This window comes from Dokdonella sp. (genome assembly GCF_036518555.1).
Classification (GTDB): domain Bacteria; phylum Pseudomonadota; class Gammaproteobacteria; order Xanthomonadales; family Rhodanobacteraceae; genus Dokdonella_A.
In genome coordinates this window covers 1-18,774 of the sequence record NZ_DATDMY010000188.1, presented here as the reverse complement: position 1 = coordinate 18,774, position 18,774 = coordinate 1, and the positions used below count along the sequence as shown (strand labels likewise).

The window sequence follows — 18,774 nt, the reverse complement described above, 5'->3', positions numbered from 1 at the left end:
GCGGCCTGGGCGTCGCTGCGCGACGCGTAGCCGCGCACTTCGTAGCCGAGCCGCGTGAGCGCTTCGACGTAGTTGGCGCGGATCAGCGGTTCGTCTTCGACGATGGCGATGCTGCGCGGCATGGATTCCCCTCCTGGAAGCGACCTCGCCGGCGCGGTGCCGGTTCGACGCGGCGAGCTTACGCAGCGTCGCCGCGAACGCGCAACGGCCGCGCCGCGGCTGCCCGCGTATTGCCAGAACTCGTCGCGATCGCGGCACGATCCGGGCGGCGCGCGTCCTCGCGTCCGCGCTGCAATGAAGCTGCACACCCGCACCGGAGACCGACGATGGACCCGCGCCGCCCCGACCCGAATGCCGAACTGCATGCACGCGAGCGCCTGCGCATCGTGTTCGCGCTCGGATCGTTGTTGCTCGGCCTGCTCGCCGCCGTGCACATCTAGCCGCTCTGCGTGCATGCCGCCCGTCGCGATCCACGGGTGGATCGCTGCCCGATCGATGCCGGTCGGGACCGCCCTGGAAGGCGCCGCGTCGACACCCTGCCGAAGGAGACACCGATGGACCGCCACCGCGATGCACCGCATGCCGACCCGATCCCCGCCGCGATCGCCGAGTTCCTCTGGCTCGGCGGCGAGGCGATGGTCGCCCCGACGAGCCTGGCCGAATGGCCTTGCACGCGCGCTGCGACGGAACGCGACGCCGAACCGTCATGGGTAACGATCTGATTCATCGGCCACGGCCGACGGTCATCGCGTGACCCATGGAAGGGTCTCCTGCGGCATCGGCGGCGCCCACCGTCGATGCCGCGGAAAGCGCAAGGATGCGGCGGCGTCATGGATGCGTGCCACCGAACACGGACTTCCGCACGGTCGTCCACCACGGTTTTCCCTGGAAAAATTCGGGTTGTCCCCCCGCGCCGGGTGCTTCGTCCCCTTCCCTCCCCCGGGCCCGGCGCGGTTCTTTTTTCCTCAGCCCGCGATCGCGCGCTTCATCGCCGCGATGACCGCGGCGTAGTCGGGCTCATTGAATACCGCAGAACCCGCGACGAACGTGTCGGCGCCCGCGCGCGCGATCTCGCCGATGTTGGACGGCTTCACGCCGCCGTCGACCTCGAGGCGGATCGACCGGCCACTCGCGTCGATCATCTCGCGCACGCGGCGCAGCTTGTCGAGCGCCGATGGAATGAAGCTCTGCCCGCCGAAGCCGGGGTTGACCGACATGACCAGCACGAGATCGAGCTTGTCGAGCACGTAGTCGAGGTACGACAGCGGCGTGGCCGGATTGAACACGAGGCCGGCCTGGCAGCCGCCTGCCTTGATCAGCTGGATCGTGCGGTCGACGTGCTCGCTCGCCTCGGGATGGAAGCTGATCACGCTCGCGCCGGCCTTGGCGAAGTCCGGCACGATGCGATCGACCGGCTTCACCATGAGGTGAACATCGATCGGCGCGGTGACGCCGTGCTTGCGCAGCGCCTCGCAGACGAGCGGGCCGATCGTGAGGTTCGGCACGTAATGGTTGTCCATCACGTCGAAGTGCACCCACTCGGCGCCGGCGGCGACGACCGCGTCGACCTCCTCGCCGAGCCGAGCGAAGTTCGCCGACAGGATCGACGGGGCGATGATCGGGGATTGCCTGGCCATGATGCGTTCCTGTTCGTGATGGGAGCGTGCGCTCACTTGAGGCCGCGCTCGCCCTTGATGTGTTCGTAGGCGGCGTTGATTTCGCGCGATCGCTGCTCGGAGCGGCGCTTCACCTCGTCCGGCACGTCGCCGAGCTTGTCGGGATGATGCTTGCTCATGAGGCGGCGATACGCCTGCTTGATGTCGCGGTCGCTCGCCTGGCGCGTGATCCCGAGCACCGCGTACGGGTCGACCTGCGACGGTCGCGGCGGCGGCGCCCGCCCCGCATCGCCGCTCGCGCGCGCGCCCTGCCAGCCGCCGTAGCCCTTCATCGCCGACAGCGCGGCGAGCTCGTGTTCGCGCACGCCGAGCGCGGCGCAGAGGCGGCGCACGAGGTCGAGCTTGGCGCCGGCGAGCGGGCCTTCGGCGTAGACGAGATCGAGCAGCAGGTCGAGCACGATGAATGCGGAGTCGCGCCGGTTCGCGCACCAGGCGCTGAGCTCGCCGATCGCCGAGTTCACGTCGAACTCGACCTGCTTGCCCGCGGTGAAGCGCCCGATCGCGGCGCGCCGCTGCTCGCCGCCGAGGCCGAGCCGCGCGATCAGCGCTTCGGCCGCGTCGATCTCCGCCTGCGAGACGCGCCCGTCCGATTTCGCGAGCGCGCCCGCGAAGGCGAACAGCGGCTCGACGAAGCCGCTGCCGATCGCGCCGGGTCGCGCGCGCGCGACCGCGCTGTCGTAGAAGTGACCGAGCAGGAGGCCGACGAGGATGCCGAGCGGGTTGTGGAACAGGCCCCAACCGATCAGCGCGCCGAGCAGTTTGCCGACGAAGCTCATCGCGCGGTTCTCTGCGCGGCGGGCGCGCCCGGATGGATCGGAACGGGTGTCGGCACGTCGGAGGCGGCGCGGAAGGATCGGCAGGATTCTACCAGCCTGCGTCCGTCGCGCGCGCCCGCGGGCCGGCGTGCCGCGCGCGCCGCTTCGCTCCCGCGGGCGTGCCCGCCGCTACAATGTGCGTCCTTCGCCTGGTGGAACCCGCGCGTGCCGACCGTCCTTTCGCAATCGAACCTTCCCGGCCTCGAACTCGTGCACCGCGGCAAGGTGCGCGACGTCTATGCGCTGTCGCCGGGCGAATTGCTGATCGTCGCGACCGATCGCCTCTCGGCGTTCGACGTCGTGCTGCCCGATCCGATCCCCGGCAAGGGCGAGATGCTCTGCCAGATCTCCAACTTCTGGTTCGGCAAGACCGCGCATCTCGTACCGAACCATCTGACCGGCAAGGACGTCGCGAGCGTGCTGCCCGCGGGCACCGACGTCGCGCTCTACGCGCGGCGCAGCGTGATCACGAAGCGGTTGAAGCCGGTGCCCGTCGAAGCGATCGCGCGCGGCTACCTGATCGGGTCTGGGTGGAAGGACTACCGGGCGAGCGGGTCGCTGTGCGGCATCGCGCTGCCCGCCGGTTTGCGCCAGGCCGAGCGGTTGCCCGAGCCGATCTTCACGCCGTCGACGAAGGCCGCGGTCGGCGACCACGACGAGAACGTGAGCTTCGCGCACGTCGTCGACCTCGTCGGTCGCGAGATGGCCGAGCGCGTGCGCGACGCCACGCTCGCGATCTATCGCTACGCCGCCGACTATGCGGCCGAACGCGGCATCATCATCGCCGACACGAAGTTCGAATTCGGCACCGACGGCGACGGCACGCTGTACGTGATGGACGAAATGCTCACGCCCGACTCGTCGCGCTTCTGGCCGGCGGACCAGTACCGCGTCGGCATCAGTCCGCCGAGTTACGACAAGCAGTTCGTGCGCGACTACCTCGAGACGCTCGACTGGAACAAGACCGCACCGGGACCGCACGTCCCAGCCGAAGTGATCGCGGGTACCGCGGCGAAATACGCCGAAGCGCTGCAGCGGCTCGCGGGGATCACGCTCGACTGACGCGCTCGCGACACCCGCTTCGGCCCGGTACCCCGGCGCAAGCGCGAGCCGGAGTAACGCGGCGATCAGTACGCGATGCCGACGCGGCGCATGATCTTGCCGGTGAGCCAGGCGGGGCCGATGAGCAGGTAGGCGAGGTCGGTGAAGAACGACGGCCGCCGTCCCTCGATGAGATGCCCGACGAACTGGCCGATCCAGGCGACGACGAACACGCCGAGCGCGAGCCAGAGCAGCTGCTGGCCGCCGAACGCGCGGTACAGCCATTCGGTCAGCAGCGCGAACAGCACGAACACGACGAACATCGCGGCGCCGAGCGGGCGCGACAGGCGCCAGTAGAACGTGAGCGCCCCGACCATGACCAGGGCGCACCAGAGTTCGGCGCGGCCGATCGATGCAGGCACGGGCAGCAGCCAGAGCAGCGCGATCACGGCCCACAGGATCGCCGGTACGCAGATCCAGTGGATGAGCCGGTTCGTCGGGTTCTGGTGGTCCGAGCTGTAGCTGCCGAACCAGTCGTTGACGCTGCGCATGCGCGGACTCCCGTGGGTTCGTCGCTCGCCGGTGCGGTGCGCCGCGACGCGCGCAGGCCGCGGCGAAAAAAAAGCGCGCGCCCCCGTCGGAGACGCGCGCCTGGTCGCTGTGCGGTTACGGAACGGGTTGCAGGACGGTCGGATTATTGACGATGACGCCGAAACCGCCGAACGCGGCGAAGCTCGCCATCTCGCCCTGCATCTCGACGGTCGCGGCGGGATAGTCGGTCGGGTCGAGCAGCGACCCGTGCTCGCCCTGCAGGAAGCGCGTGACCGCCTGCAGGCCGCCGGTCGTCAGCAGCACCGTGTCGTCGATCGGCGCGAGGCCGAGCGCGCGGATGAGCGGCTCGGTGCCCGACAGCGGGGCGCCCGCGACCGCGTTCGGAATCACCTGGTCGGGCAGGTCGTCGCCGCTGCCGACCACTTCCTGCAGCAGGATGTTCTTGATGCCGTCGTCGTCGACGGCCGGGTCGATCAGCGTGCCGTTGCCGGCGTAGTTGATCGGATCGCCCGAGTCGATGATCGTCTGCGTCGCGACGAAGTACGCGTCGTAGTCGGGCGTGCCCTGCTCGAGGCCGGCCGCGGCGAGGCCGGCATGGATGCGCGGGCCGAACGCGGGCGATGCATCGAGCATGCGCGCGATGCCGCCACCGGGCACGTTGAGCACCGCCGACTTGATCGTCGGGTCCATCGCCATGACCATCGTGCCGGTGATGCTGCCGAGCGACTGGCCGACGAAGCGCGTCTGGCTCGCATCGACGTTCGGCAGCGTCGACGCCGCGTGCGCGAGCTGCATCACGTCGGCAACGCCCTGGCGAAGGTTGTCGCGCGAGGTGAGCAGGCTCGAGAGGTTGATCGTGTAGCTGCCGGACGGGTCGATCTGGCCATCGGGACCCGGTGCGCCGGTCGCGTTGTTCGACAGGTCGAGATCGAACGTGCGCTCGTGCGCGATCGCGCCGAACGGCGTATTGCCGATGTAGAACGGATTGCTCGTGCTGGTCAGGCCGTGCAGCGGCAGGTCGATCGCGACGACCGCGAAGCCCTGCGCCGCGAGCGTGCCCGCGACCGCGAACATGTCGGTGCGGTTGCGCGTGATGCCGTGCTGGAAGATCACGAGCGGCCAGCCCGCGGCCGGCTTGGTCTTGCCGGAATTCGCATTCGGCAACGTGAGCAGCAACGGCACCGTCTCGGTCGTCGTCGCCGCCGGTACCGGGTTGCATGCGGTGAGGTTCGTCGACGTGGGGTCGAGGCCGAAGCCGGCGCACTGCTCGATGTACGCGCCCGCATTCGCATGCCAGAAGCCGGTCAGCGGCGCGGTCGGGTTCGACGCGCTCGGGGCGGACAGGTAGTACGGCAGGCTGATCGTGCCGATGTAGATGTCCGCGACCGGCGGCAGGCCGACGCCGAGGTCGGCGAGCGTCTTGCCGGTCGGCGCGACATGCGTCGCCGCGGGCGGAGACGCCTGCGTGATCGCGGTGAGCGCCTGCATCGTCGGCGTGATGCTCTGCGTCGTCGCGACCCACGACAGCGCGATCGAGCCCGCGGGCACGCCGGCGCCGGTCGCCGCGGCCGCCTGCGAGCTGTTGAGCTGGCGCAGCGGCTCGAGCTGGCACGCCTGAGCGTCCGACAGCGCGGGATTGGTCGAGTGACCGCCGGCGCAGAGCGGCTGCGGGCTCGTCGACAGCAGGTAGGTGAGCGTGCCGCGGACGGTGTTGCCGCCGGCGTCCTTGATGCCGTTGGTGAGCACGGCCATGTACGACGTGCGCTGCTTGAGCGGCGCGGTCGGCACGATCGCGATGGTCTTGTGGCTCGCGTCGGACGGCGACAGCGCGGCGACGAATTCGGACGGCGAGGCGAGCTCGCGCACGACGCTCGTGACCGCGCCGCCGGGGCCGCTCAGCGCGACCTCGAACATGCGCACGTTGCCGGCGAGCGAAGCCGGATCGATCGGCGCGCTGAACGTGGCCGACCACGGTGTCGACGTGCCGAAGCCGTCGAGCGCGTTCATCGCGACTTTCGGATCGCTGAAATCGGTCGGGTCCGCGACCGGGATGTTCAGGGTGAGGTCGGTCGTACCGAGCAGGAGGAGGTTGTTCGGGAACGGGATGACGCTGTGCGCAGGATCGAAGTCCGCGGTACTGTGGAACACCACCGGCGCGGTGTAGTCGTAGGCCCGCGCGTCGTGCGCCGCCAAACTGCCAAACAACGCCACGGCGATGGCCGCGGTCGTGATCGATCGAACCTGCATGGGCATGCCCCTTCTGGCTGGCGTCCTGGATTGCTTGAGTCGTGCGTGAAGCGCACCGCATCTTAGGTCGTTCAAACGAGCGTTGGCAACGCTGCACTGCGGCGAAAAAGTCGCGCATCGGGTGCGTTGCGTTGCAGCAAGCGCGGCCGTTTCGCTATGCGGCATGCGCGTGCATACCGCTGCGTAGCGACGAAGCGGGCCGGCGCCGGATCAGCGCGCCGTCGAGCCGATCTCGAGCAGGCCGAGCGGGCGGCCGTCGCCGTCGCGCACGCCATCCTGCAACTCGTGCAGGCGGCGGATCGCCGGACACAACGCTTCGACCTGCGGGCGCAGGTCGCGCAGGCGACGGTCGATCTTCGCTTCGAGCCCGTTGCCGAACTCGCTCGCGCGCGCCTCCAGCGCCACGGCGGCGTCGAGGTCGCCGTCGAGCGCAGCGGTGACCGCACCGCGGCCGACCTCCGCGGCCAGCAACGGCGCGAGATCGACCGACCATGCGGCGACGTCGCGTTCCAGCGCGTCGGCCTGCCAGTCGCGCGTGCTCGTGCTGGCCGCGATCCGGCCGCGCAGGTCCGACGCGCGCGCGGCGACACGGCGGTCGAGTTCGGCGCGCGCGTCCGCCGAGGTGGCGAGCCGGCGCGTCTCCTCGCGCACGACCCCGGTGGCGAGGTCGAGGCCGCGCAGCGCGATCGCCTTCACCTTCGGCACCAGCGCGCGCAGTTCGCGCGCGAACAACGCGAGGCGGTCGCCGTCTTCGGTATTGAGGCGAACGACCGCACCATCGACGCGCAAGCGGCCGTCGCGCCACTCGATGCGCCGCGGCGCGGGCGCCACCCGCTCGAACACGAGCGCATCGGCACCGACGACGAGGTCGTACGTGCTGCTTGCGCCGCAGGTGTCGGCGAGATCGAGCGCCCGCGCCTGCGAAGCACAGGCGAGCGCCATGACGAGCAGGATCCGCAACGGCCGATTCATCGAGGTCTCCTGGGTGCAGCGATATCCGACACGGCCTCAATCCTGCCTGAACGAAGCCGTCGCGTCCCAGCACGTGGCGTCGGGTCGGAACGGCCGCGGCGCGAAATCGAAATCAGCTTGTGCGTCGCCGAGGTCGGCGACGAGATCGACCCCGAGGCGATCGACGAGCGCCGGCGACAGGCCGGCTCGCCCCGTCATCGCGAGCACGCCGCGCAGCGCCCGCAACGGCAGCGGTACCGGCACCGTGCGGAACGGCAACGACGCGCGCACGCGCTCGAGCATCGTCGCGAACGCAAGACGTTCACCGCCACCGACGGCGTACGGGCGTCCGGCGCATCGCGCGCGCGCGGCGACCGCGACGCAGGCCGCGGCAAGGTCGTCCGCGTGCACCGGCTGGCGTAGCCCGCGCGCCCCGGCGATGCGCGGGAAGATGCGCCAGCGGCGTGCGCGGTGCACGAGGGGCGTGAGGCTTTGGTCGACGCCGGCCCCGTAGATCAGGGTCGGTCGAAGGACGGTCCAAGCGCCGCCACGCGCATCGGCGGTCGCGGCGAGCGTTCGCTCCGCGTCGCGCAGGCGCGCGGCGAGGGCGCGTTCGTGCGCGTCGGTCGAGGCCTGCTTGCTGTCGATGCTCATCGAGCCGATCGCGACGATCCGTCGCGCCTGCAGCGGCGCGCGCGCGTACCAGTGCGCGAATGCGTCGAGCGGGCCGCAGCTGTACAGCACGTCGAGCGGAGGCAGCGCGGGCAACGCGTGTCCGAGGTCGCCCTGCAGCCAGTGCAGGCGCGCGGACGCGGACGTGCGTGGCGTGCGGCTCACCGCGAGCACGTCGTCGCCTGCGGCGACGAGCCTCGGCAGCAGGAAGCGGCCGACCGCACCGCTCGCGCCCAGGACCAGCACGACCGCCATCAGGGCGCGCTCATCGCACCGCCGTGCCCGACGGCCGCCGCTGGGGCACCGTGGAGGCGCATGCACCTTGACGCCCGAAGCCCACGGCGGCCTCCGACGCATCCGGCCCGGGCGGGCCTTCGTGCCACCATCGTGCGCCGTCTCAGGATGGCGCGAGCGTCTGCTCGTCCGCGGGCGTCGCTGCCGGCGCGGGCGCCGCGATGTCCGTCGTCGGCAGGCGGAGTGCGCGCGCATAGTCGGCGAGCACGTCGATCTCGCCGAGGCCTCCGTCGAGGGGCCCCTTGGCGAGGTGCAGCGGACTCTTCTGCAGTGCAGCGCGTGCCTCGAACAACTTGCGTCTCGCGCCTTCGACGTGGCGCACGAGCTGGTCGAGCGTCGCCTTGTCCGCGCCGAAGATCATCTCGACCGGCTGCAGGCAATAATGCACCGCGGCATCGAACTGGCGGACGCGTTCGCGGTAGTCGGCGATCTGCGCGTCGACGTCCTCGAGGTGCGCGCGTGCGGAGCCGAGCGGTGCGTCGAGGCGATCGGCGACCGCGACGAGCGCATCGTGCGCGGCCGCGTGCGCGACGCTCTCGGCGGGCTCGCCCGCGCGTGCGGCATCGAGCTCGTTCTCGAGATCGATCTTCTCGTACAGGAGTTCGTGGCTGCGTCCGCGTTCGGCGCGCAATGCGCGCAACGCCCATGCGGCAACGCCGGTCGCGAGCACCGCCACCACCCACCCGAGCCATTCCATTCCGCTCCCTCCACCGCGCCCGCATCGCGGGCCCGCAGCATTATGGCCGCAGTTTCCCTCGCCGTCGCTAGCCGCGTGGGCCGCTGCGGGCGAAAACGGCCCGGACCGTGCGAAGATGGCGGCGAGCTCAGCGGAGACGGCACATGATCGCGCGCATCTGGCGGGGCATCACGCTGGCCGAACGGGCGGACGCCTACATCGCCCATCTCGACGAGACCTTGCTCAGGGACGTCGCCGCGACGCCCGGAAATCGCGGCGTGACCGTGCTGCGACGCCTGCAGGGCGAACACAGCGAGATCGTGCTGATCACGCTGTGGGACTCGATGGACGCGGTGCGCGCGTTCGCGGGGGAGAACCCGGAGCGATCGGTCTACTACCCGGAAGACGAGAACTACCTGCTCGACATGGAGCCGCTCGTGCGCCATTACGACGTGGTGGAGACCCTCGCCGGAACAGCGAAAGCTGGCGACCGGGGCGGGTCGCGCTGAACGGCCGTCGCGACCGCGCCTGCGGGAGGCGGCGGCTTGCTAGACTCGGCGGCTAGCGCCGGTCGCGACGACCGGTGCGGACCGACCTTGCTGGGGAGCAAAACCGATGTCCATGCCGCGCGCGCTGTGCGCCCTCCTTCTGCTGCCGATCGCCTTCGCCGCCTCGGCCGGCGCACCCGATGCGACGCAACGCGAAATGCAGGCGATCCGCGCGGCGCGCCCGTCGGCACCGCGCCCACTCGCGCCGCGCAGTGCCGCACCGTGCGTCGACGGCACGGCCGCCGGCTATCCATGCTCGAACATCGACCTGCTCGCGTTCGTGCCGGTCGGCGAATTCGCCGCGAGCAGCACCAACAGCCTGTGGGGCTGGACCGACACCGACGGCAGCGAGTACGCGCTGATCGGCGCGAACAACGGCGTCGCGTTCTACCGCCTCGCCGATCCGACCCATCCGGCCTACCTCGGCAAGCTGCCCACGCACGCGGGCACGGGCAGCTCGATCTGGCGCGACGTGCGCGTGTACCGTGACCACGCCTACGTGGTCAGCGACAACAATCCCGGCCACGGCATGCAGGTGTTCGACCTCGCCGCGCTGCGCGGCGTGACGACGCCGCAGACATTCGCCGAAACCGCGTGGTACGGCGCGTTCGGCAGCAGCCACACGATTTCGATCAACGAAGATACCGGCTTCGCCTACGTTCCCGGCAGCAACCTCACCTGCCCCGGCGACTCGCACAGCGGCGGGCTGCAGATGCTCGACATCAGCGTGCCGGATGAGCCGACGTTCGCGGGCTGCGTCGGCGATGCGGGTTACACGCACGAATCGCAGTGCTGGGTGTACGCGGGGCCCGACACCGCGCATGTCGGCCGCGAGATCTGCGTCGATTCGAACGGACCGACGAAGAAGATCGCGATCGTCGACGTCAGCGACAAGCAGGCGCCGGTCACGCTGTCGTCGGTCACCTATGCGGGTGCGGCCTACCCCCACCAGGGCTGGCTTACGGACGACCACCGCTACCTGCTCGTCGACGACGAACTCGATGAAGTCAATGCGGGCCATGCCGCGCGGACGTACGTGTGGGACGTGTCCGACCTCGACGCGCCGGTACTGGTCGGCCACCACGACAGCGCGCTCGGCGTGATCGACCACAACCTGTACGTGCACGGCCAGTACGTGTTCCAGTCGAACTACGAGGCGGGCCTGCGCATCCTGCGCATGGACAACCTGTCCGCCGCGCAGCTGACCGAAGTCGCGTACTTCGACACCTACCCCGCGAGCAACGACTCGCAGTTCAACGGCAGCTGGAACAACTACCGCTTCCCCGGCAGCGGCCGCGTGATCGCGACCGGCATCGACGAAGGCTTCTTCGTGCTCGAGCCGCACCTGTGCGTGGCCCCGCCGGTACCGACGCTCGGCGCGACCCCGAACGGCGACCATCGCATCGACCTCGCCTGGAGCGGTTCCGCACCGAACGCGGAGTATCGCGTCGAGCGCGCTCAGGGCGGTTGCAGCGGCCATTTCGAGACGATCGCCGACCACCTCGCGGCGGGCGCTTACTCCGACACGGCCGCTTCGGGCGCGGTCACGTACGGCTACCGCGTCGTCGCGCTCGACGCGACGGGCGGCTGCGCCGCGCCCGCCTCGACCTGCGTCGAAGCCCAGACGAGCGGCAGCTGCACCGCACCGCCGCTGTTCACGGGCATCGCGAGCGCGGCCAATGCGGGCACGTCGCAATGCCGCGTCGACCTCGCCTGGCCGGATGCGCAGCCGGCGTGCGGCGGCCCCGCGTCGTACGCCGTCTATCGCTCCGAGCAGGCCGACTTCGTGCCCGACCTCGCGCACCGCATCGGGGCGGGCATCGGCGCGCTCGCCTTCGCCGACGATACGGTCGCCGGCGGCGCGCCCCAGTACTACGTCGTGCGCGCGAGCGACGACGCGAACGGCAGCGAGGACGGCAACCTCGTCCGGCTGTCGGCGACGCCGACCGGGCCGAACCACGACGGCACGTTCGAGTCGGGCGCCGAACCCGGCGATCCCGTGTTCGACGCCGAAGGCGCCGGTCCAGCGTCGACCCGCACGCCGGGCCAGATCGAACACGCAGGCTGGCACATGTCGACCGCACGCAAGCACGACGGCGTGCAGAGCTTCTGGTCGACCGCGGCGAACAACCTGTGCGTCTCGCTGGTCACGCCGCCGCTCGACCTCAGCGCGGACACGTCGCCGCAGCTCTCGTTCTGGACTGCGTGGGACATCGAGCAGGGCTGGGATGGCGGCGTCGTGGACATCTCCACCGATGCGGGCACGACCTGGACGCGCCTGACCCCGGTCGGCGGGTACCCCGGCACGATCACGGACGGCGGCACCTTGTGCGGCATCACGCTGGGTTCGGGCGCCTTCACGGGCACGGGACAGCTCACGTTCTCGCCGCGCCAGGTCGACCTGTCAGCGTACGCGGGCCAGAGCGTGAAGCTGCGCTGGCTCTATCGCACCGACACCGCACAGACCGGCGAAGGCTGGTTCGTCGACGACATCGGGATCACCCATGCACAGGTGCCGGGCGCCTGCACGATCGGCGGCGACGCGATCTTCGCGAACGGTTTCGACGCGGTCGCGCGCTGACGGTGCGCGCCGCGACCGCTCCGCGCGACCAGGATCGAGGCGGGGCCGGGGGCCGCAACGGCTGATGCGCGGCGGGGGAACTATCGTCGGCGTGCAACCTCAGAGATGCGCAGCGGCGCCGCGCGGCGCCGCCCTTCAGGAGGGAGTGCGATGTTGCGAAGAACCCTGCTCGCGCTGGCGCTCGTCGCCGGCGCCGGAACGTCCGGCGCCGGTGCGCAGGAAGCGCTCAGCGATATCCATGCACCGAAGGTGACGATGTACGCGACGGCGACCTGCGGCTACTGCGCGAAGGCGCGCAGCTGGTTCACCGCGCACGGCGTGCACTGGGACGAGCGCGACATCGAAAAATCGGCCGCGGCCGCGGCGGAATGGAAGGCCGCGGGCGGCGTCGGCACGCCGCTGATCCTGATCGGCGACGCGAAGATCAACGGTTTCGACGAGGCGCGGATCGAGGGGGAACTCGCGAAGTACACCCCGGCGGGAAAGGGCTGAGATCACGTCGATGCGCCGGCGTGTGCTCCCGGCGGTATCGGCGACCGCCCCTACTTCTTCTTCGGCAGGTAGAGGTCCGTGATCGTGCCTTCGTAGACTTCGGCCGCCATGCCGACCGACTCCGACAGGGTCGGATGCGGGTGCACGGTCAGGCCGATGTCGGCGGCCTCGCAACCCATCTCGATCGCGAGCGCGACTTCGGCGATGAGGTCGCCCGCGTTCGGCGCGACGATGCCGCCGCCGACGACGCGGTGCGTGGCCTCGTCGAACAGCAGCTTGGTGAAGCCTTCGGTGCGACCGATGCCGACCGCGCGACCGGACGCCGCGTGCGGGAACTTGCCGACGCCGAGCTTGATGCCCTGCTTCTTCGCCTCGGTCTCGGTGAGGCCGACCCAGGCGATTTCGGGATCGGTATAGGCGACCGACGGGATCACCCGCGCGACGAACTCGCTCTTCTCGCCCGCGGCGACTTCGGCCGCGACCTTGCCTTCGTGCGTCGCCTTGTGCGCGAGCATCGGCTGGCCGACGAGGTCGCCGATCGCGAAGATGTGCGGCACATTGGTGCGCATCTGGCGGTCGACCGGGATGAAACCTCGATCGGTGACGACGACGCCGGCTTTGTCGGCGCCGATCCTGGCGCCGTTCGGCGTGCGCCCGATCGCGACGAGCACGCGGTCGTAGAGCTGCGGCTCGGGTGCCTTCTCGCCCTCGAACGTCGCCTTGAGCCCTTTCTTCTCGGCCTCGATCTTCGCGACCTTCACCTTGAGGTGCACGCCCGAATAGCGCTTCGACAAGCGCTGCTGCAGCGGACGCACGAGATCGGGATCGGCACCGGGCATGAGCTGGTCCATGAGCTCGACCACGGTGACTTCGCTGCCGAGCGCGTCGTAGACGCAGGCCATCTCGAGGCCGATGATGCCGCCGCCGACGACGAGCAGCTTCTTCGGGATGTCCGCGAGCAGCAACGCGTCGGTCGAATCCATCATGCGCGGGTCGCCCCACGGGAAGCCGGGCAGCTTCACTGCCTGCGAACCCGCGGCGATGATCGCCTTCTCGAAGCGCACGAGCTTGGTGCCGTCCTTGCCGGCGACTTCGATCTCGTTCGGCGACACGAACATGCCCGTGCCTTCGACGATGCGCACCTTGCGCTGCTTGGACATGCCGTCGAGGCCCTTGACCATCTGCGCGACGACCTTGTCCTTGTACGCGCGCAGCTTGTCGAGATCGATCTTCGGTTCGCCGAACGCGATGCCGTAATCGCCCGCGTGCGCGGCTTCGTCGATCACGCGCGCCGCGTGCAGCAGCGCCTTCGATGGGATGCAGCCGACATTGAGGCAGACGCCGCCGAGCGCCGTGTAGCGTTCGACGAGCACGGTGTCCTGGCCGAGGTCGGCGGCGCGGAATGCGGCCGTATAGCCGCCCGGGCCGGAACCGAGCACGACGACCTGGCATTCGATGTCGGGCTTGCGCCCGGTCGCGGCCGCCGGTTTCGGTCCGGTGACGGGAGCTGCCGGATTCGCGACGGCAGTTTCCCCTCTGCCGCTCGCGGGAGCGAGCTGGGGTGAGGGCGCGTCCTGCGACGACTTCGCATTCTTCCCCTCACCCGCCGCGCTGCGCGCGACGGCCTCTCCCGCGGGCGGGAGAGCCGAAGAAGACGGCGCAGCGCCGGCATCGGCGGCTTCGATCACCGCGACGACCGCGCCTTCGGCGACTTCGTCGTTGAGCTTGACGCGCACTTCCCTGACGACGCCGGCAACGCTCGACGGCACTTCCATCGTCGCCTTGTCCGATTCGAGCGTGACGAGGCCCTGATCCTTCGCGACCGTATCGCCCGGCTTGACGAGGATCTCGATGACCGGCACGCCGGTGAAGTTGCCGATGTCGGGGACTTTGACTTCGATCGTATTGGCCATGCGGGCTTCCGTTGAGCGGTCTGTGCGGCTATTTCGCCGGCTGCGGTTCGATGCGCGTGTTCTGGTCGAAGACGAGACGCCAGCGGCCACGTTCCTTCGCGAACGTGAGCGCGAGCCAGGTGTCCTTCGCCGCCGCCTTGCCGCCCGACTCGTAACGGTAGCGGGCGAGCACGTGGCCGAGCTGCGGGGTTTCGATCACGTCGACGATCTCGCCGTGAAAATGCCAGGCGCGATCGGCGAACCATTCCTTGTGGAAATCGACGTATTGCGCGCGCGTGGTGAACGCGCTGCCGTCCGGAAACAGGAGCGTGAGCTTGTCGTGCGAGGTCACCGTCGCGAGCAGCGCGTCGAGGTCGCGTGCCTCGACCGCAGCGAGATGCGCCTGGGCGACGCCGCGCAGCGAAGGCTCTGCGGCATCCGCGGGCACGCCCGCGACCGCAAGCGCAGCGGCGAGCATCGCCCGCGAGGCGTGGCGCGCCGTCACAGCAATACCCGCCGCATGTCGCCGAGCACCTGGCCGAGGTAGGTCGTGAAACGCGCGGCCGAGGCGCCGTCGATGACGCGGTGGTCGTAGCTCAGGGACAGCGGCAGGATCAGGCGCGGCACGAACGCGGCGCCGTCCCAGTGCGGCTTGATCGACGACTTCGACACGCCGAGGATCGCGACCTCGGGCGCATTGACGATCGGCGTGAACGCGGTGCCGCCGATGCCGCCCAGCGAGGAGATCGAGAAGCAGCCGCCGGACATGTCGGCGGGCCCGAGCTTGCCGTCGCGCGCCTTCTTGGCGAGCTCGCCGGTTTCCTGCGCGATCTCGATCACGCCCTTGCGGTCCGCGTCGCGCAGCACCGGCACGACGAGGCCGTTCGGCGTGTCGGCGGCGAAACCGACGTGGAAGTATTTCTTGAGCACGAGGTTCTCGCCGCTCGCATCGAGCGACGCGTTGAAGTCGGGGTACTTCTTCAGCGCGGCGACGACGGCCTTGATCAGGAACGCGAGCATGGTCAGCTTGATGCCCGCCTTCTCGTTCTCCTTGTTGAGCTGCACGCGCAGCGCCTCGAGCTCGGTCACGTCGGCGTCGTCGTGCTGCGTGACGTGCGGGATCATCGCCCAGTTGCGCGCGAGGTTCGCACCCGAGATCTTCTTGATCTTCGACAGCGGCTTCGTCTCGATCTCGCCGAACTTGGCGAAGTCGACCTGCGGCCACGGCAACAGGTTGAGGCCACCACCGCCGGCCGCCGCCGCGCGCGGCGCGCCGCCCGCGAGTGCAGCCTTGACGTAGTTCTGGACGTCTTCCTTCGAGATGCGACCCTTGCGCTCGCTGCCCTTGACGCGCGCGAGGTCGACGCCGAGTTCGCGCGCGAACAGGCGCACCGCGGGGCTCGCGTACGGCACCTGGTCCGGCATCACCGCGCCCGCGTCGAACGCGACCGGTGGCGTGCGCGGCGCGCCGGAGTCGCCCTTCGCGGGCGCCGGCGCCGACGGCGCGGGCTCGCTCTTCGCGGCAGGCGCGGGTGCCGCAGCAGGTGCGGGCTTGGGCGCCTCGGCAGGCTTGGCGGCTTCGGCGGCGGGCTTCGCCGCACCGGCATCGGCCGCCTCGACGAGCGCAACGACGGTACCCTCGGAAATCTCGTCGCCGACCTTGACCTTGATCTCGCGCACGACGCCGTCGAACGGCGCCGGCACTTCCATCGTCGCCTTGTCCGATTCGAGGGTCACCAGGCCCTGGTCGCGCGTCACCGTGTCGCCGACCTTCACCAGCACCTCGATGACGGGGACGTTGGTGTAGTTGCCGATGTCCGGCACCTTCGCTTCCTGGACGGCCATGCTTGCTCCGGATCGTGAGGCAGGAACGCAAGTTTCGCCGATTTCGAGGCCTGACGTCATGCGCGGCGGCGCGCCATGCGCATGCAGGTAGAATCCGCCGGCCCTCGCGCCGACCGGAGCCTCGCATGTACGTCCTCTACTATTCTCCCGGCACCGCCAGCATGGCCGTGCACCAGGCGCTGCTCGAACTCGGCGTGCCGCACGAGCTGCGCAAGCTCGACCTCGACGCGAAGGCGCAGAAGAGCGCCGAGTACCTGCGCCTCAATCCGAACGGCACGGTGCCGACCCTGATCGTCGACGGCGCGCCCGTGTATGAATGCGCGGCACTGCTCCTGCTGCTCGCCGAGCGCCACCCGGAAGCCGCGCTCGCGCCGCCGCCCGGCGACCCCGGGCGCGCCACCTACCTGCAGTGGATGGTGCACCTGGCCAACACGCTGCAGCCTGCGTACCGGCAGTGGTTCTATCCGCAGGATTTCGCGCCGGTCGAACACGAGAGGGAATCGAAGGAGTTCGCGCGACGCCGCATCGAGGCGACCTGGGATCGGCTCGAAGCGCACCTCGCCGCGAACGGGCCGTACATCCTCGGCGACGCGGTCGGCATCGTCGATCTCTACGCGACGATGCTCATGCGCTGGTCGCGCAACATGCCCAAGCCCGCGACGAGCTGGCCGCACGTCGCCGCGCTCGCGCAGCGCGTGAAGGCGCGCGCAAGCTGGAAGCGCCTGTACGACATCGAAGGCCTGACCGAGTGGGCGTGATCGATCGACGATGGCCGGTACGCGCGAAGCGCCTGCCGTCGCTGGCGGGAGTGCGGCGGGTCGCGGCCGCGCTCGCGATCGAGCGCTTGTTCGCGAAGGAACGCTTCGCGCGCGTCGTGCCGCCCTACGCGGCGACGCAGACGCGGTTACGGCCGCCCTGCTTGGCGCGGTAGAGCTCGGCGTCGGCCGCGCGCAACAGGTCCGCCACGGTCGCCGCCGCGGCATTCCAGCCGGCGACGCCGATGCTCACGGTCACGTTGCGCACGCCGGCCTGGTCGCCGAGGTCGAGCGCGGCGATCGCCTCGCACACCTGCTGCGCGAACGCGCTCGCGGTGCCGACGTCCTGCTCGGGCAGCATCGCGGCGAATTCCTCGCCACCGATGCGCGCGACGAGGATCTCGCCGTGCGCGAGCGCCTGCAGCGCGACGGCGACCTGCTTGAGCACGACATCGCCCGCGGGATGGCCATAGCGATCGTTGATCGACTTGAAGTGATCGAGGTCGATGATCAGCAGCGACAACGCGCGCCGATGGCTCGCGGTGCGCGCGAGCTCGCGCTCGAGCAGTTCGAGGAAATGCCGCCGGTTGTACAGGCCGGTCAGCGGATCCATCGTCGCGAGCTGGTAGATCTCGTCGTGATAGCGCGCCTCGACCGACGAACGCTCCATGAACTTCAGCACGCAGCCGCCGATCGCGATGTGGTCGCCGTCCTTGAGTTCGGCCTCGATGATCGGCTGGTCGTTCAGCAGCGTCTTGTTGGTCGAGTCGAGGTCCTTGATGCGGTAGCCGTTCGGCTCCTTCCAGACGCGCGCGTGCTGGCGCGACACGCTGCGTTCCATGATCTGGAAGTCGCACTCGGGCGCGCGCCCGAGGGTGACGACCTGATCGCCGATGTCGATGCGCTGGCCGAGGCGCTGCCCCTGCAGGACGACGAGGCAGGCGGCGGAACCGCTGCGCGCCTCGAAACCGCGCACCGGGCGGATCGTGCGTCGCTGGGTGGTGCTGGAATCGTTGTGGCGGGAAGTCATGCGGGTCCGCTGGCGGCGCCGTACGCCGGACCGGAGTTTACGCGACTCCCCGCTCGCGTGGCGGATACGGTGGCATTCCGCGCGGCGCTCACTACACTGCGCGCACGCGGTTCCGGACAGGGGCGGACATGCACGGCGACGAACCCGGCGCGAACGACGCCACCGAATTCATCGGCGACGCCCGTGCGGCCGACGCCGCCGGCGTGCTCGAACCGGGCATGCAGCTCGGCCCCTACCTGATCCGCTCCGTCCTCGGCGAAGGCGGCATGGGTCGCGTCTACCTCGCCGAGCAGCTGCGCCCGGTGCATCGCGAGGTCGCCCTCAAGCTCATCCGCGAGCAGGTCGCCAGCCCGCTCGCGCGCGCCTACTTCGACGTCGAGCGGCAGGCGCTCGCGCAGATGCAGCACCCCGCGATCGCGCAGGTGTTCGACGCCGGCACCACCGAGCAGGGCTATCCCTACCTCGCGATGGAAGTCGTCGAGGGCGTGCCGGTCACCCGCTTCTGCCGCGAGCAGCAGCTCGGCCGCGATGCGCGCCTCGCCCTGTTCGCGCGCGTGTGCCACGGCGTCCAGCACGCGCACCAGAAGGGCATCATCCATCGCGACCTCAAGCCCGCCAACGTGCTCGTGCGCCGCGTCGACGGCACCCCGATGCCGAAGATCATCGACTTCGGCATCGCCATCGGCGGCAGCGCCGGCAGCGAGGGC

Annotated in this window: 18 protein-coding genes; 7 read left to right on the top strand and 11 right to left on the bottom strand. The window is 70.1% G+C overall.

Features of this window, described 5'->3' with window-relative positions:
* Positions 1–554 precede the first annotated feature (554 nt).
* The gene (locus VI238_RS10815; RefSeq protein WP_331651183.1) at positions 555–722 is read left to right on the top strand and encodes a hypothetical protein; all 168 of its coding nucleotides are present in this window, start codon (positions 555–557) and stop codon (positions 720–722) included.
* A 243-nt stretch (positions 723–965) separates the two neighbouring features.
* On the opposite strand, the gene rpe is transcribed toward VI238_RS10815, so the two are convergent.
* The gene (gene rpe, locus VI238_RS10810) at positions 966–1,637 is read right to left on the bottom strand and encodes a ribulose-phosphate 3-epimerase (RefSeq protein ID WP_331651181.1); all 672 of its coding nucleotides are present in this window, start codon (positions 1,635–1,637) and stop codon (positions 966–968) included.
* A gap of 32 nt (positions 1,638–1,669) precedes the next feature.
* Entirely contained in the window at positions 1,670–2,452 is a 783-nt protein-coding gene (gene djlA, locus VI238_RS10805) for a co-chaperone DjlA (protein ID WP_331651179.1), read from the bottom strand.
* Between the two features lie 204 nt (positions 2,453–2,656).
* On the opposite strand from djlA, the gene VI238_RS10800 reads away from it, so the two are divergent.
* Positions 2,657–3,553: a phosphoribosylaminoimidazolesuccinocarboxamide synthase gene (locus tag VI238_RS10800; protein WP_331651177.1), complete on the top strand. Its 897-nt coding sequence runs from the start codon at positions 2,657–2,659 to the stop codon at positions 3,551–3,553.
* A 65-nt stretch (positions 3,554–3,618) separates the two neighbouring features.
* Here the strand turns inward: VI238_RS10800 and VI238_RS10795 are convergent, their stop codons facing one another.
* The 5 genes from VI238_RS10795 to VI238_RS10775 all read right to left on the bottom strand — a co-directional run bounded on the left by VI238_RS10795 (position 3,619) and on the right by VI238_RS10775 (position 8,945).
* Complete coding sequence (locus VI238_RS10795) at positions 3,619–4,083, bottom strand: DUF962 domain-containing protein (RefSeq protein WP_331651176.1); 465 nt, start codon at positions 4,081–4,083, stop codon at positions 3,619–3,621.
* Between the two features lie 115 nt (positions 4,084–4,198).
* A complete protein-coding gene (locus tag VI238_RS10790; protein WP_331651174.1) occupies positions 4,199–6,337 on the bottom strand; it encodes an Ig-like domain-containing protein in 2,139 nt (712 codons plus the stop codon).
* Positions 6,338–6,541: 204 nt separating this feature from the next.
* Complete coding sequence (locus VI238_RS10785) at positions 6,542–7,303, bottom strand: DUF2884 family protein (protein WP_331651172.1); 762 nt, start codon at positions 7,301–7,303, stop codon at positions 6,542–6,544.
* A 36-nt stretch (positions 7,304–7,339) separates the two neighbouring features.
* A complete protein-coding gene (locus VI238_RS10780) occupies positions 7,340–8,209 on the bottom strand; it encodes an NAD-dependent epimerase/dehydratase family protein (RefSeq protein ID WP_331651170.1) in 870 nt (289 codons plus the stop codon).
* 142 nt (positions 8,210–8,351) lie between these two features.
* A complete protein-coding gene (locus VI238_RS10775) occupies positions 8,352–8,945 on the bottom strand; it encodes a hypothetical protein (RefSeq protein ID WP_331651168.1) in 594 nt (197 codons plus the stop codon).
* Positions 8,946–9,088: 143 nt separating this feature from the next.
* On the opposite strand from VI238_RS10775, the gene VI238_RS10770 reads away from it, so the two are divergent.
* The 3 genes from VI238_RS10770 (at position 9,089) to VI238_RS10760 (ending at position 12,545) form a co-directional block, all read left to right on the top strand.
* Complete coding sequence (locus tag VI238_RS10770) at positions 9,089–9,433, top strand: antibiotic biosynthesis monooxygenase family protein (protein ID WP_331651166.1); 345 nt, start codon at positions 9,089–9,091, stop codon at positions 9,431–9,433.
* 106 nt (positions 9,434–9,539) lie between these two features.
* Positions 9,540–12,053, top strand: a complete 2,514-nt coding sequence (locus VI238_RS10765) for a choice-of-anchor B family protein (RefSeq protein ID WP_331651165.1) — start codon at positions 9,540–9,542, stop codon at positions 12,051–12,053.
* 150 nt (positions 12,054–12,203) lie between these two features.
* Positions 12,204–12,545: a glutaredoxin family protein gene (locus VI238_RS10760; protein WP_331651163.1), complete on the top strand. Its 342-nt coding sequence runs from the start codon at positions 12,204–12,206 to the stop codon at positions 12,543–12,545.
* Positions 12,546–12,595: 50 nt separating this feature from the next.
* Here VI238_RS10760 and lpdA read toward each other — a convergent pair whose 3' ends face one another.
* The 3 genes from lpdA to aceF are packed head-to-tail and all read right to left on the bottom strand — an operon-like array spanning position 12,596 to position 16,342.
* Positions 12,596–14,458, bottom strand: coding sequence for a dihydrolipoyl dehydrogenase (gene lpdA / locus VI238_RS10755; protein WP_331651161.1), 1,863 nt, complete (start codon positions 14,456–14,458; stop codon positions 12,596–12,598).
* Between the two features lie 28 nt (positions 14,459–14,486).
* A complete protein-coding gene (locus VI238_RS10750) occupies positions 14,487–14,942 on the bottom strand; it encodes a nuclear transport factor 2 family protein (RefSeq protein WP_331651159.1) in 456 nt (151 codons plus the stop codon).
* Entirely contained in the window at positions 14,939–16,342 is a 1,404-nt protein-coding gene (gene aceF / locus VI238_RS10745; RefSeq protein ID WP_414650053.1) for a dihydrolipoyllysine-residue acetyltransferase, read from the bottom strand. The genes VI238_RS10750 and aceF overlap by 4 nt, the downstream gene beginning before the upstream one ends.
* A gap of 65 nt (positions 16,343–16,407) precedes the next feature.
* On the opposite strand from aceF, the gene VI238_RS10740 reads away from it, so the two are divergent.
* Entirely contained in the window at positions 16,408–17,040 is a 633-nt protein-coding gene (locus VI238_RS10740) for a glutathione S-transferase (protein ID WP_331651154.1), read from the top strand.
* A 124-nt stretch (positions 17,041–17,164) separates the two neighbouring features.
* On the opposite strand, the gene VI238_RS10735 is transcribed toward VI238_RS10740, so the two are convergent.
* Positions 17,165–18,067: a GGDEF domain-containing protein gene (locus VI238_RS10735; protein ID WP_331651153.1), complete on the bottom strand. Its 903-nt coding sequence runs from the start codon at positions 18,065–18,067 to the stop codon at positions 17,165–17,167.
* 128 nt (positions 18,068–18,195) lie between these two features.
* Here VI238_RS10735 and VI238_RS10730 point away from each other — a divergent pair.
* On the top strand, positions 18,196–18,774 hold a 579-nt coding region (locus VI238_RS10730; RefSeq protein WP_331651151.1), incomplete at its 3' end, for a serine/threonine-protein kinase.

Bases quoted from the DNA above. Each gene is read 5' to 3' on its own strand.
- VI238_RS10815 (WP_331651183.1), top strand. From the start codon at position 555: ATGGACCGCCACCGCGATGCACCGCATGCCGACCCGATCCCCGCCGCG.
- rpe (WP_331651181.1), bottom strand. From the start codon at position 1,637: ATGGCCAGGCAATCCCCGATCATCGCCCCGTCGATCCTGTCGGCGAAC.
- djlA (WP_331651179.1), bottom strand. From the start codon at position 2,452: ATGAGCTTCGTCGGCAAACTGCTCGGCGCGCTGATCGGTTGGGGCCTG.
- VI238_RS10795 (WP_331651176.1), bottom strand. From the start codon at position 4,083: ATGCGCAGCGTCAACGACTGGTTCGGCAGCTACAGCTCGGACCACCAG.
- VI238_RS10790 (WP_331651174.1), bottom strand. From the start codon at position 6,337: ATGCCCATGCAGGTTCGATCGATCACGACCGCGGCCATCGCCGTGGCG.
- VI238_RS10785 (WP_331651172.1), bottom strand. From the start codon at position 7,303: ATGAATCGGCCGTTGCGGATCCTGCTCGTCATGGCGCTCGCCTGTGCT.
- VI238_RS10780 (WP_331651170.1), bottom strand. From the start codon at position 8,209: ATGGCGGTCGTGCTGGTCCTGGGCGCGAGCGGTGCGGTCGGCCGCTTC.
- VI238_RS10775 (WP_331651168.1), bottom strand. From the start codon at position 8,945: ATGGAATGGCTCGGGTGGGTGGTGGCGGTGCTCGCGACCGGCGTTGCC.
- VI238_RS10770 (WP_331651166.1), top strand. From the start codon at position 9,089: ATGATCGCGCGCATCTGGCGGGGCATCACGCTGGCCGAACGGGCGGAC.
- VI238_RS10765 (WP_331651165.1), top strand. From the start codon at position 9,540: ATGTCCATGCCGCGCGCGCTGTGCGCCCTCCTTCTGCTGCCGATCGCC.
- VI238_RS10760 (WP_331651163.1), top strand. From the start codon at position 12,204: ATGTTGCGAAGAACCCTGCTCGCGCTGGCGCTCGTCGCCGGCGCCGGA.
- lpdA (WP_331651161.1), bottom strand. From the start codon at position 14,458: ATGGCCAATACGATCGAAGTCAAAGTCCCCGACATCGGCAACTTCACC.
- aceF (WP_414650053.1), bottom strand. From the start codon at position 16,342: ATGACGTCAGGCCTCGAAATCGGCGAAACTTGCGTTCCTGCCTCACGA.
- VI238_RS10740 (WP_331651154.1), top strand. From the start codon at position 16,408: ATGTACGTCCTCTACTATTCTCCCGGCACCGCCAGCATGGCCGTGCAC.
- VI238_RS10735 (WP_331651153.1), bottom strand. From the start codon at position 18,067: ATGACTTCCCGCCACAACGATTCCAGCACCACCCAGCGACGCACGATC.